The organism is Halovenus rubra, assembly GCF_026586665.1.
In the GTDB taxonomy this organism is placed as follows: domain Archaea; phylum Halobacteriota; class Halobacteria; order Halobacteriales; family Haloarculaceae; genus Halovenus; species Halovenus rubra.
In genome coordinates this window covers 240,379-253,247 of the sequence record NZ_JAODIY010000001.1, presented here as the reverse complement: position 1 = coordinate 253,247, position 12,869 = coordinate 240,379, and the positions used below count along the sequence as shown (strand labels likewise).

The window sequence follows — 12,869 nt, the reverse complement described above, 5'->3', positions numbered from 1 at the left end:
GCAAACCTCAAACCGACTGCCCAGCAGCGACCTCCTCGGTGGCAGCCTCCTCGTCGGTCGTAACTGCAAGGAACGCATCTTCAAGCGTCGCGCTTTCGCCTGTTTCCGCGCGCGATTTGAGCATTTCTGGGTCACCTTCGGCGACGAGTTCCCCGTCGTGGAGTACACCAATGGTGTCGGCCAGTTCGTCCACAACCGGGAGGATATGCGTCGAGAGAAAAATCGTCATCTCTTGTTCGGCAAGTTCAGCGATGGTGTCACGCATTGTTCGTGCCGCCCGCGGGTCAAGCCCGCTTGTCGGCTCGTCGAGAAATGCGACAGCCGGCTCGTGCAAGACGGCCTGAATAACGCCAACTTTCTGGCGCATTCCTTTCGAGTAGCCACTGATACGCTTATTTGCGTCGGCCGAAAGGTCGAACCGATCAAGCATCTCATCGATACGCTTGCTCGACTCGTCTTCAGGAAGGTCACGAAGCCCGGCGACATATTCCAGTTGTTCGCGCCCGGTGAGTTCGTCGTAGATTGGCGGGTCTTCGGGCAGATAACCAATATGGGGCGTAACTGCCTCGCGGTTCTCGATAGAGTGGCCGGCGACGCGTGCAGTCCCCGACGTTGGTCGGGTCAGCGTCGTTAGCAGGCTCATCGTCGTTGTTTTCCCTGCACCGTTGGGTCCAAGAAAGCCATAGACGCTGCCCGCCGAGACGGACATACTCACCTCGGAGACGGCAATCGTCTCGCCGTACCGCTTTGTCAGTTTATCCATCTCGATAGCTGGCGTAGTCATATACACCAGTCCCTCCCGAATGCGTATAAAACCGGACGATAGGTTTCAGCCCAAGAGACAGTCTGGCATAGCATGGGCCGTCCGGATGGATTCGTCCGGTTTTTCGATAGAACTATTGGAGTCGATTGATAGCAATAGTGTATGTCGAAGACACGCACACTTGGCCAACTAGCTATCGTATTGCTCGGTACCGTTCTCGCAGTCGGTATCGGGGTTGGACTGTTCTGGGCCGTTCCCGAATTTACCGGCCTTGGCCTATTGGAGACACTACTTGTCGCCGTGCTTGCACTCGTGGGCGTCGTGTTCTCGGGCCGAATGGCTGGCCAACTGTTCCCCACCCACAACGTTGCAGAGGTCGCAGTCAACGACATTATCACACGCGACGGAGACAGCGGCGGTGGTCCACTCCCCGTGGGCGGTAGCGCAGCCTCGGCCGACGATATCGTTGAACAAATCGAGCAGGCCGACGCGGACAGTAGCGCACGTGCACTCATTGTAAAGCTCAACACCCCTGGCGGGGCGGTCGTCCCGAGCGAAGATATCCGCCGTGCAGCCGAGCAGTTCGACGGCCCAACTGTTGCCTACGCCGAGGACTTGGCCGCAAGCGGCGGCTACTGGATTGCCAGTGGCTGTGACGAGTTTCACGCCCGTGAGAACAGCATCGTCGGCTCTATTGGCGTTATCGGGTCTCAACTCGGTCGAACCGGCTTGGCCGAGAAACTCGGCCTTGACTACCGGCGGCTCGTCGCCGGTGAGTACAAGGATGCCGGGGCAGCGTGGCGCGAATTCGAGGAGCGTGACGCCGAGTATCTGCAGGGACTGATCGACGATTCGTACGACTCGTTCGTGGAGACCGTCGCCGAGGGACGAGAGTTAGACGAACAGTTCGTCCGAGACACAGAAGCTCGCGTCTACGCCGGAACGGAGGCAGCCAAGAACGGGCTCGTCGACAGCTGTGGCCCACGCGAGGAGATGGAAGACCGCCTCGCGGACGACCTCGGCGTCGAAGAACTCGAAATCGAGACGTTCGAGCCCGACAAAGGGGTGACTGACCGCATCGGTGCCGGCGCCCGGTCAGTTGCTCATGCTTTTGGTGCCGGTATTGCCAGCACCATCGCCGGCGATGACATACCGCGTATTCGCACCTGAACCCGTCGTCAGTGTTTTTCAGGTCGTTTCCCTCTGCAATTGGCGAGTAACAGCTATTGCCCACCCACCAAACGCGAGCGCAGCGAGCATTTCGGGGACTGCAAAGTAGTCACTCGACCCGGTGGCTGCGATGTAGCCAAACCAGCCACTCCATGCAAACACATGGACAACCCCAAATCCAACCGAGAGCCAACCACCGCGAGTCTCGCCGCGTTGAAGCAGTCCAATGCCGTAGAGAACGTGTGTGATGGGTCCGCCAACAAAAAACAGCATCGCGACAAACCCGTGTGGGTCGCGAGGCAGGTAGAACACACCGATGAGGGCGAGACTAGTTACCGAGATAAGAAAGGAGACCACGCTAAGACGTTCAACACGGTTCGTTGCGTGTCGCCAGAGCGGCCGGGTAAAGAACACTCCGATTGTGCCACCGCCAAACAGGCCACCGTTGAACAGCCAGAACGTCGATGCCTCCCGCCGCCCGAGGTCAGAAAGCGCCTTGCCCGCCCACGTGAACTCCGCCGATGACGCAATCAGTGTCGATAACGCGACACAGCCAAGCGCGAGGACCGGGGCAACGATACCACTCCAGACTGTTGCCCTGTCGAATAAATGCGACCGAGTTTCGGCGCGTTTTGCGTGCCTCTCGTCTGTATCGGCTTGTTGCATGAGAGATGTTATCTTGGCTCTCGCTAAAAGTTGTCTATCGGCGACACCGTTCGGGGCGGGAGCCACCGCGCGAGTCGTGTGGCGGACTCGTCGTCTGTCTCTAAGCCAGCAAGCTTGCGTGCCTCTGGGACAGCATGGTAGCCGACAACCAGCTGGGCGAGCGTTTCGATATCGACGCGGAGGTCCGGCGTCGCATCGTCAACACGTCGACACACGCCCGTTCCGTCCGAGACGGTAAGTTCGAACGTGCCGTTGTTCCAGGCGGCCGTTTCATCGGTGACAGCAAAAGTTAGCGTTCCAGTCGCTTCCTCGGGATAGGGGACTGTTTCGAGTGCGTCGATAACGCTTACGACGCGGACCATCATCCCCGGACGGACCTCGCAGTCGACCGCCTTCGGGTCCGGCACCATATCTAGCAGCGAGGACTCGGCTGGCCGGTAAAGCGTGACCGTCTCGACTTGTGAATCATGATTCGAGAGCAACCCAAGCAGGCCACGGAATGCCTCGTGGTCAGTAAAGGCGTTGTAGAGAACTTTCATCCGGGACTCGTCGTCGATACTGTAACCGACGTAGCCATGGAACTGTCCGTCTCGCTCAATTCCATAGACGTAGCGGTCGCCGGTATCGAAGATACGTCTGCGCCACCACGACTCATCGCGCTGTACCGTGAAGTCGTATTCCATCCCATAGGTCTCGACGACGTGCTGGAGTCGTTTCCAGTCGTCGGGAGTAAGCCGCTCAAGCTGACCCGGGCTGTCGCGTGCGAATGCGAGTGTTTCCGGCGGGCAGGTGTACTCCATCAGTGTACAGCCCATCGCCCAGCCGAACTGCTCGTAGTAGCCGTAATCAAACGGCCACAGTGCCACAAAGGCAAACTCGTTGCGCCAGCGCTCCAGACTCGCCGAGAGAAGGTCACGGACGTACCCTTCTCGCCGGTGTTCGGGCAGCGTCGCAAGCCCTGCCAGCCCGGCCATCGGGACCCACTCTCCGCGGTGACTGACAGTAAGCTCGTAGTGAGTGCAGACGGTCCGAAGCGTGCCGTCAGCGAAGAGGCCAAGCTGCGTTCCCAACAGGTCAGGCGTCGACTCGGGACCATCATAGGACGGCGGCCCGGCTGCGGCGTCAAACGCGTAGTCGACGACCCGCTGGAAGTCGACCTGCCGGTCGGCCGAAAGCGGCCGAAGCTCTGTTCGAGACATACTCTATCTCCGTTGCCGGGGTAGTATAAGCGTTTGTGACATGTTCGCGCCAAGAACAGCCTCAAGATCTTCGCTATGAGAAACTCACCACGGCAGGTTTTTCACGGTCCAGTGATGTTCTCGAAATGTGCTCGCGGTCGAACTTCACACTCATTCCGAAGCCTCCTACGACGGCCGAGACGCCGTCGAGTTGCTTCTTGAACAAGCCCAAGCTGTCGGACTGGATGCGATTGCTGTCACCGACCACGATGAAATATGGGCGAGCCGTGAAGCCGCCGAACTCGCCCCGGAGTACGACCTCATCTGTATCCCGGGAATGGAAGTCTCGACGGCCGACGGCCATGTTCTCTCGCTCGGGCTCGACGAGCTTGTTCCCGAGGGAATGCCTTTTCAAGATACGCTAGACTACATTCGTGACCACGGCGGTCTCGCAGTTGTTCCCCATCCCTATCAGGAGTCACGGAACGGCGTGCTGGCGAATATAACCGGCGATGAGCTCTCTACTGCCGACGCTATCGAAGTATATAACTCCCGCCTGTTGACCGGCTACTCGAACCGACAGGCCCGCCGGTTCGCGCGGAAACACTCTCTCCCGATGACTGCCGGGAGCGACGCCCATGTCTGTGAAATGGTCGGGCAATCTGTCACATGGGTTGATGCAGAAGAACCAACTGTCTCCGGTATTCTCGACGCTATCCGTGCCGGACAGACCGATATCGAGGGGAAGCGGACCCCTTGGCACGTCAGCCTACGGCAGGCTGCCGGTGGCGTTCGTCGCCGAATTGTCAACCGCCTTGGAATCGACTCGGACTGAGAGGGCCGGTTGGCGGTAAAGTTAGTTCGTCTTGGCGTCAAGGTCGTCATCCTGCTCAGGTGGTTCGACGCCTTCTGCCGCCTCGATTGATGCAGTTTCTTTTTCGATGTTGACGTGCCAGCGCTCGACAACCTGTTCGTAATCCGCGAGTTTGTTCGAGACGCGAATTTTTATATCGTCTTCATTGACATTTACCTCGAAGACGTACTCCTGTTCGTCACCGCTTCGAGTACGCTGGATGTTCGCGGAGATGAGGTCGTTGTCGAAGTAGTACGGCGACATCTGAGTCATCACGTTCTCGTAGACTGTATCTTCGACCTTGCGGATTGCCTTGCGACTTGCCGAGTCTGCTGCGCGTGCCACATAATCGATACTTTCACCCCATTTGTTGACAGCCTCGTCCGGTTCATCGAGGTTTTCATAGGACTCTGCGAGCTTTTCGCCGGCAGTCTGGAGGTCCTCTTCGGGTTGTTTGCCTTTCTTTTCGCCTTTACCCTGCTCAACGTGTGCCTGTTCAGCAGTCTTTTTGCTTACGTCTTCATCAAGGCGTTCGTGGCTTTTGGGCCGCCACTGGTCAAACTCATCGAGTGCGTGCTCGTCGATATCGAACTCATCAGAGAGTTCCTCGAGTGCTCGAGCAATACGCTCGCCGTGTTCAACAACATCGACCCAACTGCCACTGACCTTGAATCCGGAGACGCTTTCTTCCATCTTTTCCATACGAATGGTGTACTATTTTCGGCGTATGTGGTCGATGATGGTAAGCTTTGTCGCTGGACAGAGAGCATGTCGGGAAATCGAGTGTTTATCAGGGGGGTTTGCCTGGTAACAAGCAGACCGATTGCTAGCTTCGGCTGCAGTGTCGGGTTTTGGGGCCGTTTCTCGCTAGTTCTAAGTACTGACCACCAAAACGACCGAGTATGACACTCGAAGAGCACGAGCATGCGTCGGTTGTTACCCACGCACTCGCACAACACGTCCTCAGCGACCTCCGAAACGTCGAAACAAGCCAAGTCGGTTTCAGGAAGGGGCTGGTCAAACTGGGCCGTCTCTGTGGCTATGAACTCATCGACAGTCGATTCCCAACTGCAACCGGAACAGTCGAAACACCATTGGCTGAGACGGCCACAACCCGTGTGAGCGGCATGGAGGATGTTGTTATCGTCAACGTTCTCCGTGCAGCGACCCCCCTCGTCGAGGGGTTACTGAAGGCGTTCCCGACCGCACGGCAAGGCGTCATCTCTGCCAGTCGCGACGAGGAGGCCGGAATGGGCGATGAAGGCGAGTTTCCTATCTCGGTCCAGTACGTCAAACTACCCGAGATAACGCAGGATGACACAGTCATCATCGCTGACCCGATGCTCGCCACCGGCAGCACGATGGTGACTGTTCTCGATGAGATACTGTCAGGTGAGCCGCCGGAAACCTGCGTTGTCCTCTCGGCAGTCAGCGCTCCGCCGGGGTTAGAGCGTGTGACCGACCAGTTCCCCGACGTAGAGCTCGTAACTGTAAGCGTCGACGACGAACTCGACGAAGACGGCTTCATCGTTCCCGGCCTCGGCGATGCCGGTGACCGAGCATTCCGCACGACCTAAACAAGGTCTGACTAGTAGGATAGGCACGATTCGGTCTCTGGGACCGACTAGCCTAAAACGGACAGCCTGTTCGACAGGTGTTGCACCCGTCTATTTCATGTGGAAACCCACACCAATGTGAATATGTGACATTCACACAAACAAGTGCCGTCTTGTTAAATCCAATAGGTTCATAGGTGGATATAACGTCATACGTCAACCAAATATCTCCACTTGAAACGAGGTACTGTCGACGCCCACAAGAGTACAACTAGAGCGTACGCACCCAGCAGTCACTGATTGGTCTCAGTATGGAGTGATGCTCGACCGCTCGTTGCACTCCTGATACGGTCTCGCAGGTCTGCACCCTCAGTTATCGGAACGGAGACAGCAAACGTGACTGTCTCGGCATAGTCAGCCTCAAACTCGACGCCGGTTGATTCGAGAATCCCGCGAACAGTACCGGAGTCATCGTATTCGACTGCGATGGTAAATCGCTCGTGGGGGCGCTGTTCGACGATGTCGGCCTCATCAAGAGCATCCTTGACTGCACGGGAGTACGAGCGGGCCAGTCCACCGACGCCGAGGTTTGTTCCGCCGTAGTAGCGGGTGACGACAGCGACAACGTTTTCGACGGCTTCCTGCTGGAGAACATTGAGTGCGGGTTTGCCGGCACTACCGCCGGGTTCGCCGTCATCGTCAGAGTACTCTCGGAGCGGTTCGGCCCGGACACGGTAAGTCGGGATGTTGTGGGTTGCGTCGTTGTACTCCGTGCTCACGCTATCGATAAACCGCTCGGCTTCCGCAATGGTGGCGGCAGTGTCGACGTGGCCAATAAAGTCCGACCCACGTACCTCGAACCTGTCTTGGCCACGCCCCGCCACGGTCCGATAAACCTCGCTCACAACGAGAGATTGGGAGGGAATCGGTTTGGCCCTTTCGTCACACCTGCCATGCAGTATAGTGAGAGAGATCGCGGTCAATAAAATCCAAGGGCCCACCCACTCACGCAAGTTCGATACGGCGAACAAAGGCCAGTTCACGGATTTCATTGATAAGCTTGCCTGGGAGTTCGTCGTCAATAATGACGTATAGCTGTGGCAGATCGGTGAACTCGGGGTCCTCGCTGATGACCTGTCGGATGGTAATATTGTGGTCGCCAATCTTGTTTGTGACTGCGGCAACAATGCCTGACTCCTCAGCATCCCTGACGGTGACCGTAAGGACGGTCAGGTCAAGCACCGGAGCGAGGTCCATCAGGCTCGGGATAGCAGAGATGTTCTGAAAGATTGGGCGCAACTCGTCGTCAGCGAGGATAGCATCGGTCGTCGTATCGACCACTCGTCGGTCGACACCAACCTCGCGAGCGATACCCGTGTTTGGAATCTCGATCCCCCCAGACACAACGCGCCCATCGTCGTTGACTGAGAACCCCCGCTCAAGCAACAGTCTGATGACCTGTTGCTGGCTCGGCGAATCTGCGAACTTGTTCATAATCTCGTCGAACATTGGTGAAGTCTCGAACGCCGATAGTAAAGATGTTAGCAAAATCGAAGGCTGGAGTTCGTTAGCGATTCTTCAGTCTCCCGGTCATGCTGTGGATTTCGACGCTCGAATACACAGAAACGTCGGGTATTTCAGTCGTTTTTCGTAGGATTCTGGCTTTTTCTCTTTGAATCCCTCTGTGGGCCTCGGTTCGACCAGTTCGTCAATCTGAAAGCCAGTTTCGATGAGCGGGTTGATAACCTCAGAAAACGGGCGGCGATAGAAGGGAACGTCGACCTCATCGCTGCCAGCCGACCACGTCATCTGTTCTTGTTCGGTTTCAAAGTAGTTCTCGGCGTCGAATGCGATGTATTCATCGACTGGATGTTGTGCCGAAAACACGAGAAATCCACCGGGTCGGAGAAGACGCGCGAACTCAGTAAAGGCCTCATGCCAATCTTCGACGTAATGGAGTGGGAGACCGCTGACGACACCGTCGAATGAACCGTCGTCAGCGAACTCAAGGGGTTCTGTGATATCGCCCCGACGAATGTCTACGTCGTCGGTGAGTCGCTGTCTCGCCTGTTCGAGCATCTCGGTGTTGTTGTCAACAGCAACGACATCTCCACCCTTTTCAGCCAACCACTCTGCGTACCGCCCATGTCCACAGCCAGCATCGAGGACTCGTTTCGCTTCTATGTTCGGGAGGAGGTCGGTCATCGCAGGAAATTCTAGGTCCGTGCAGTACGGACTCTCTTCTTGGGACTGGTACGTTTGTGCCAGTTTAGAGTACGCATCTTCTATGGTGGGGCTATCAGTCGGCTGCATGGATAGCGCCGTTTATCGCTTGGCTGATTAATTATTGTGATTCCGTTCACAGAAGTGGCCAGCCGGAGTTGTCTGACGACTGCCCTGTGTCTCATCGGGAGCGTCGCCCCCGAAACGCGGCACTTACAAACGGCAGCGGCGTACCGTCGAGCAATGAGCGGCTCCGGTAAATTCTGCCCGCGGTGTGGCGATACTATCGAACGTGAGGAAGAAATCAGCCGCGAGGGCGTCGACAGTGCGCTCTGTGACTCGTGTTATATTGACGAGTACGACCTCGTTGACGCACCTAACCGCGTGGAGGTGCGTGTCTGTTCACAGTGTGGTGCTGTCTATCGGGGTAATCGCTGGGTTGATGTTGGGGCCGAAGACTACACCGATATCGCCATTGAATCGGTAAGTGAAGCGTTATCAGTTCACGTCGACGCAACGAGTGTCTCCTGGCAGGTTGCCCCCGAGCAGGTTGACACCACCACAATCCGAATGCACTGTCAGTTCTCTGGCGTCCTCCGGGGAACGCCAATCAGCGAAGAGGTTGTCGTCCCGGTGAAGATGGGGCGAGAAACCTGTGAGCGCTGTGGCCGTATCGCCGGTGGCTCCTACGCCAGCATCGTGCAGGTCCGGGCAAACAAGCGCGACCCAAGCGACGAAGAGTGCGACCGTGCCGGCGAGATTGCACACGAACTGGTCGACGAACTCGAATCAAAAGGTGACCGCGAGGCCTTCGTCACTCAGGTAACGGAAGTGACCGGCGGCCTCAACATCCAACTCTCGACAAACCGGCTTGGCGAACAGGTCGCCCGCCGTATCGTCCGTGAGTTTGGCGGCACTTACAGCGACTATGAGACACTCGTGACCGAAGACAGTGACGGCAACGAGGTCTACCGGGTCACCTACGCAGTCCACCTCCCACCGTTCAAACCCGGCGAAATCATCGACCCCGACAATGATGGGCCGGTCCTCGTCGAGAGCGTCCGAGGGAACCTCAAGGGAACGCGGCTGACGACCGGCGACCACTACGAGGCGTCTTATGAGGATGGCAACGCGCCCGACGCCGACCGCCTCGGCCTAGCCACTGACGGCGAAGAGACGACATTAGTTGCAGTCACCGACGAACACGCTGTGCAGGTGCTTCACCCAAGCACCTACGAGACCAAGACAGTTGCCCGACCTGATTACCTCGATACCGACGCCAACACCGTTACTGTCATCGACACGCAGAAGGGACTGTTCGTGTTACCTGACGGCGAGTAAGTCGGTCACAAGAGATTAACGACGCTCGCGCTGGAGTTCTCGGTCGATATTGTCGAGGTCGTCGTCGGCCATCTGCTGTTCGAGGCGCTGTTCGAGTTCGGCTTCCGAAATGTCACCGTTGGCGTACTGCTGTTGCAGGTCGTCAACCCCACTGGCCGAACCACCGTACTCCGTGCTTGTTGATAACGACGAGTTGCGCGAGCTACTGATGTCGTACCCTCCACTGTTCGCGCTTTGCCCCTTATCTCCCCCGCTAACGAGGTCGTATAACCGGTAGACACCATACAGGAGACCAGCAACGACAGCAAGTGTCACACCGGTTGTGATGAGCGACCAGAGAAAGCCAATGGCCGCAAACACCGCCGCGACGACAACGTTGACGACTGCCAGGGCCACGACACCAAGGACCACCCAGAGCAGAAGCTTACCGAGGTTCATATCTGGTATTCTAACCGCACGAGCAAAAAATGTATGCCAGTATTTCCTGACATTTGTCGGTCGGTCTGACTGGCCATGACTCCCTTCACACGAGGATTTAATTGAATCGCGGCAGAATGGAACGTATGGAACTTCGGGACGCAGTTGAGGCCGACGCCGAACGGATGGCGTCGTTAACCGACGCGCCACAGGATGTCATGCGCAACCTTGTCCACGACCGGACGGTTCGCGTCGCCGAGGACGGCGAAGACGTAACTGGTTTTGTTAGCTTCGACGCTCGCGAGCAGACAGTGTACGTGACCCAGATTGAGGGGACACAAGCAGTATTTGCTGATTTGCTCGACGAACCAATTCGGTTTGCCCGGACCGAAGGCATGGATATCGAACTGTTCACGCTTGATAACGAGACAGAGCTTCTAAATGCTGTCTCCGAGGCCGGCTTCGAAGAGGTTGGCCCGGGACCACGGTTCGAGGGAGAGCCGACAACTCGCTATCGACTGGAACGTCCGTGATTTGTGTATAATCTTGGTTATATTTTTGTAGTTGATAACCGAACGGCTAACCATGTCTGAGACAGAATCGTATGAGAACGAGTCGATCATTACGCAGGAAATGTTTGGCTTGTTCATCGCGTTCGGCGCTGATATGATTCTGTTATACGGCGCACTCGCAGTCTTTGATGTGGTCCACTGGGTTGTTCCCTTCGGCGTCATACTCCTTGTTTTTGGATTTTTCGGTGGATGGATTGTTCGAAGATGGCGGCGGCTCCGTGACAAACCCGAACAGAGAGACCCACACGAGACACTCAAGGCGCGCTACGCTGCTGGAGAACTCAGCGACGAAGCGTTTGAGGAAAAGCTCGACACACTGCTTGACTCGGACCGGCAGGTCGACAAAGAAGGAACTGCCGACAAACAGGAGCTATCCTCGTCTGAGGAACAACACTGAGACTGGTAGCTGTCCCTCTTTTAGCCATTTCCTCGTAAAAAAAAAGAGGAATCAGCACCCAGCACAGGTGAGTGTCGACTTACTTGGCATGTGAGTACAGTCAAGAATGAGCTGTTATTCAGGCGAAACGCCGGACAAGCCCAAAGACCGCGTCACGCACGCGGTCTGGGAGGAGTCGCGTGTTCACGACCAGTCGGGCAAACCGTCCGACAGGGTAGCGCGTCTCCGGGGCTGACACCGAAGCCGCGTCGTGGATGGTCGTCGCCACTTCCTCAGGTGTGGACGTGATTGGGAGTGAGCCCGAAACCGTCGTCGAGTCCTCGATTGATTCATACACCCAGTCGTACTCGTTGCCGGGAATGAGGTCGTCAGCTTCCGAGCCGGCGCGCTCCTGAAAGTTTGTCTCGACAGGACCCGGTTCAATGAGGACGACATCCACGTTGAAAGGCTCGACTTCCGCACGAAGTGCGTCACTCATCGCCTCCAGAGCAAATTTTGAGCCGGAGTAGGCCCCTCCGCCCGGCACCGACAGTCGGCCTTGAACACTTGAAACGTTACAGACAGTCCCTTCAGCCACTCGTAACAGCGGCAAAGCAGCCCGTATGAGTCGGTGTGGCCCATAGACGTTTACGTCGAACTGGTCGTGAAGTTCCGTGGCGGGGATGTCTTCGAGCGGGCCGTAGAGACCGTAGCCCGCGTTGTTGACCAGACAGTCGAGGCTCCCTATTTCGTCGTCGATACGGTCGATAACACGGGCGACATCGTCGTTGCTGGTTACGTCAAGCGCGTCAGTTCGTGCACCGTCGTCGGCGAGGTCGGTGATGTCGTCTGCGTTCCGGCTGGTCGCGTACACCGTCCAGCCGTCGTCAAGAAACAGTTCAGCTGTTGCCCGGCCGATACCCGAAGAACAGCCCGTGATGAGTACCGTCTCGTCTGTCATACCCGTGTTATCGGGCGGCCCACAGTTAACTGTCCACGGTCTTCAGTCGTCAACGCCTCGTCAGCTCACCAGCGTAGCTGTCGGCCAGCCGTGTCGGCTCCGGTAGCTTGTACTCGGAGCTCTGGCTCTCGACGATATCGGCGGCGGTCTCGGCACTCACTTGGTGCCCAGGACTGACGTACAGTGGGTTGATATAGCGGGAATCGGAGTTATACTGGCGTGTCTGGACTGCATGACCGATGACTGTGCCCTCGGGGGCAGTCACGTCGCCGTCAGCCTCGATTGCGACGCGTGTCCCTTCAGGTAACGGCTCCGACAGTGACCTTCGGGGCTGCCCACAGAGCAGACTTTTTGCAACGCCAACAGTTGGGATATCGAGTGTAACACCAATATGCGTTGCCAGCCCAGCCTCACGGAAGTGAATCCGGCCGCTGCCGTCGACGAGTACGACGTCTGGCTCGGTCTCGAGTTCTTTGAACGCCGAGAGAATTGCACCACCTTCCCGGAAACTTAGCAGGCCCGGAATGTACGGGATTTCTGTGGGCTCCGTGGCATGGACGCGCTCGATGACCTCACCACTCTGCATGATGACGAGAGCACTCGTTGCTGTTTCGTCGTCGAATGCCTGGTCAACGCCCGCAACAATAGGAGCCTCCTCGGGTGTCGGTCGCTGACTGTCATCCTCGCTGTCGTCAGAGAAGTTGGCGGCTGCTGCGATATCGTGCTGGAGTGTCTCCATCTCGTCGCGGCTGAGCGCCGGGTCGGGAACGAACTCGGGGCGAACGGGCCACAC

General features: G+C 57.2%; 17 protein-coding genes. 6 read left to right on the top strand and 11 right to left on the bottom strand.

The window, feature by feature from the left end; genetic code table 11:
• Positions 1-7: 7 nt before the first annotated feature.
• Entirely contained in the window at positions 8-784 is a 777-nt protein-coding gene (locus tag N5098_RS01255) for an ABC transporter ATP-binding protein (RefSeq protein ID WP_267635861.1), read from the bottom strand.
• A 141-nt stretch (positions 785-925) separates the two neighbouring features.
• On the opposite strand from N5098_RS01255, the gene sppA reads away from it, so the two are divergent.
• On the top strand, positions 926-1,933 hold the full coding sequence (sppA, locus tag N5098_RS01250; RefSeq protein WP_267635859.1) for a signal peptide peptidase SppA: 1,008 nt from the start codon (positions 926-928) through the stop codon (positions 1,931-1,933).
• Positions 1,934-1,951: 18 nt separating this feature from the next.
• On the opposite strand, the gene N5098_RS01245 is transcribed toward sppA, so the two are convergent.
• Positions 1,952-2,599 (bottom strand): DUF998 domain-containing protein, encoded by a 648-nt coding sequence (locus N5098_RS01245; protein WP_267635858.1) that lies wholly within the window; start codon positions 2,597-2,599, stop codon positions 1,952-1,954.
• Positions 2,600-2,622: 23 nt separating this feature from the next.
• On the bottom strand, positions 2,623-3,798 hold the full coding sequence (locus N5098_RS01240) for a GNAT family N-acetyltransferase (RefSeq protein WP_267635857.1): 1,176 nt from the start codon (positions 3,796-3,798) through the stop codon (positions 2,623-2,625).
• Between the two features lie 127 nt (positions 3,799-3,925).
• Between N5098_RS01240 and N5098_RS01235 the strand changes: the two genes are divergently transcribed.
• Complete coding sequence (locus N5098_RS01235; RefSeq protein ID WP_267635856.1) at positions 3,926-4,612, top strand: CehA/McbA family metallohydrolase; 687 nt, start codon at positions 3,926-3,928, stop codon at positions 4,610-4,612.
• Between the two features lie 21 nt (positions 4,613-4,633).
• Here N5098_RS01235 and N5098_RS01230 read toward each other — a convergent pair whose 3' ends face one another.
• Positions 4,634-5,332: a DUF5828 family protein gene (locus N5098_RS01230; RefSeq protein ID WP_267635855.1), complete on the bottom strand. Its 699-nt coding sequence runs from the start codon at positions 5,330-5,332 to the stop codon at positions 4,634-4,636.
• Between the two features lie 200 nt (positions 5,333-5,532).
• On the opposite strand from N5098_RS01230, the gene upp reads away from it, so the two are divergent.
• Positions 5,533-6,207: a uracil phosphoribosyltransferase gene (upp, locus tag N5098_RS01225; protein ID WP_267635854.1), complete on the top strand. Its 675-nt coding sequence runs from the start codon at positions 5,533-5,535 to the stop codon at positions 6,205-6,207.
• A 272-nt stretch (positions 6,208-6,479) separates the two neighbouring features.
• Here the strand turns inward: upp and N5098_RS01220 are convergent, their stop codons facing one another.
• The 3 genes from N5098_RS01220 to N5098_RS01210 all read right to left on the bottom strand — a co-directional run bounded on the left by N5098_RS01220 (position 6,480) and on the right by N5098_RS01210 (position 8,499).
• The gene (locus N5098_RS01220; protein WP_267635853.1) at positions 6,480-7,091 is read right to left on the bottom strand and encodes an IMPACT family protein; all 612 of its coding nucleotides are present in this window, start codon (positions 7,089-7,091) and stop codon (positions 6,480-6,482) included.
• 100 nt (positions 7,092-7,191) lie between these two features.
• The gene (gene trpY / locus N5098_RS01215) at positions 7,192-7,695 is read right to left on the bottom strand and encodes a TrpY family transcription regulator (RefSeq protein ID WP_267635852.1); all 504 of its coding nucleotides are present in this window, start codon (positions 7,693-7,695) and stop codon (positions 7,192-7,194) included.
• An 81-nt stretch (positions 7,696-7,776) separates the two neighbouring features.
• Positions 7,777-8,499, bottom strand: a complete 723-nt coding sequence (locus N5098_RS01210; protein ID WP_267635851.1) for a class I SAM-dependent methyltransferase — start codon at positions 8,497-8,499, stop codon at positions 7,777-7,779.
• A gap of 153 nt (positions 8,500-8,652) precedes the next feature.
• On the opposite strand from N5098_RS01210, the gene N5098_RS01205 reads away from it, so the two are divergent.
• The gene (locus N5098_RS01205; RefSeq protein ID WP_267635850.1) at positions 8,653-9,750 is read left to right on the top strand and encodes a 60S ribosomal export protein NMD3; all 1,098 of its coding nucleotides are present in this window, start codon (positions 8,653-8,655) and stop codon (positions 9,748-9,750) included.
• 15 nt (positions 9,751-9,765) lie between these two features.
• Here N5098_RS01205 and N5098_RS01200 read toward each other — a convergent pair whose 3' ends face one another.
• Positions 9,766-10,188: a hypothetical protein gene (locus N5098_RS01200; protein WP_267635849.1), complete on the bottom strand. Its 423-nt coding sequence runs from the start codon at positions 10,186-10,188 to the stop codon at positions 9,766-9,768.
• A 125-nt stretch (positions 10,189-10,313) separates the two neighbouring features.
• Between N5098_RS01200 and N5098_RS01195 the strand changes: the two genes are divergently transcribed.
• Positions 10,314-10,700 carry a hypothetical protein gene (locus N5098_RS01195; protein ID WP_267635848.1) on the top strand — a complete coding sequence of 129 codons (387 nt, stop codon included), beginning with the start codon at positions 10,314-10,316 and terminating at the stop codon, positions 10,698-10,700.
• On the opposite strand, the gene N5098_RS17485 is transcribed toward N5098_RS01195, so the two are convergent.
• The gene (locus tag N5098_RS17485; RefSeq protein WP_368407978.1) at positions 10,605-10,817 is read right to left on the bottom strand and encodes a hypothetical protein; all 213 of its coding nucleotides are present in this window, start codon (positions 10,815-10,817) and stop codon (positions 10,605-10,607) included. The genes N5098_RS01195 and N5098_RS17485 overlap by 96 nt on opposite strands.
• Between N5098_RS17485 and N5098_RS01190 the strand changes: the two genes are divergently transcribed.
• Positions 10,753-11,136: an SHOCT domain-containing protein gene (locus tag N5098_RS01190; protein ID WP_267635847.1), complete on the top strand. Its 384-nt coding sequence runs from the start codon at positions 10,753-10,755 to the stop codon at positions 11,134-11,136. The genes N5098_RS17485 and N5098_RS01190 overlap by 65 nt on opposite strands.
• Positions 11,137-11,254: 118 nt before the next feature.
• Here the strand turns inward: N5098_RS01190 and N5098_RS01185 are convergent, their stop codons facing one another.
• Entirely contained in the window at positions 11,255-12,076 is an 822-nt protein-coding gene (locus N5098_RS01185) for an SDR family oxidoreductase (RefSeq protein WP_267635846.1), read from the bottom strand.
• A gap of 49 nt (positions 12,077-12,125) precedes the next feature.
• Positions 12,126-12,869 (bottom strand): endonuclease V, encoded by a 744-nt coding sequence (locus tag N5098_RS01180; protein WP_267635845.1) that lies wholly within the window; start codon positions 12,867-12,869, stop codon positions 12,126-12,128.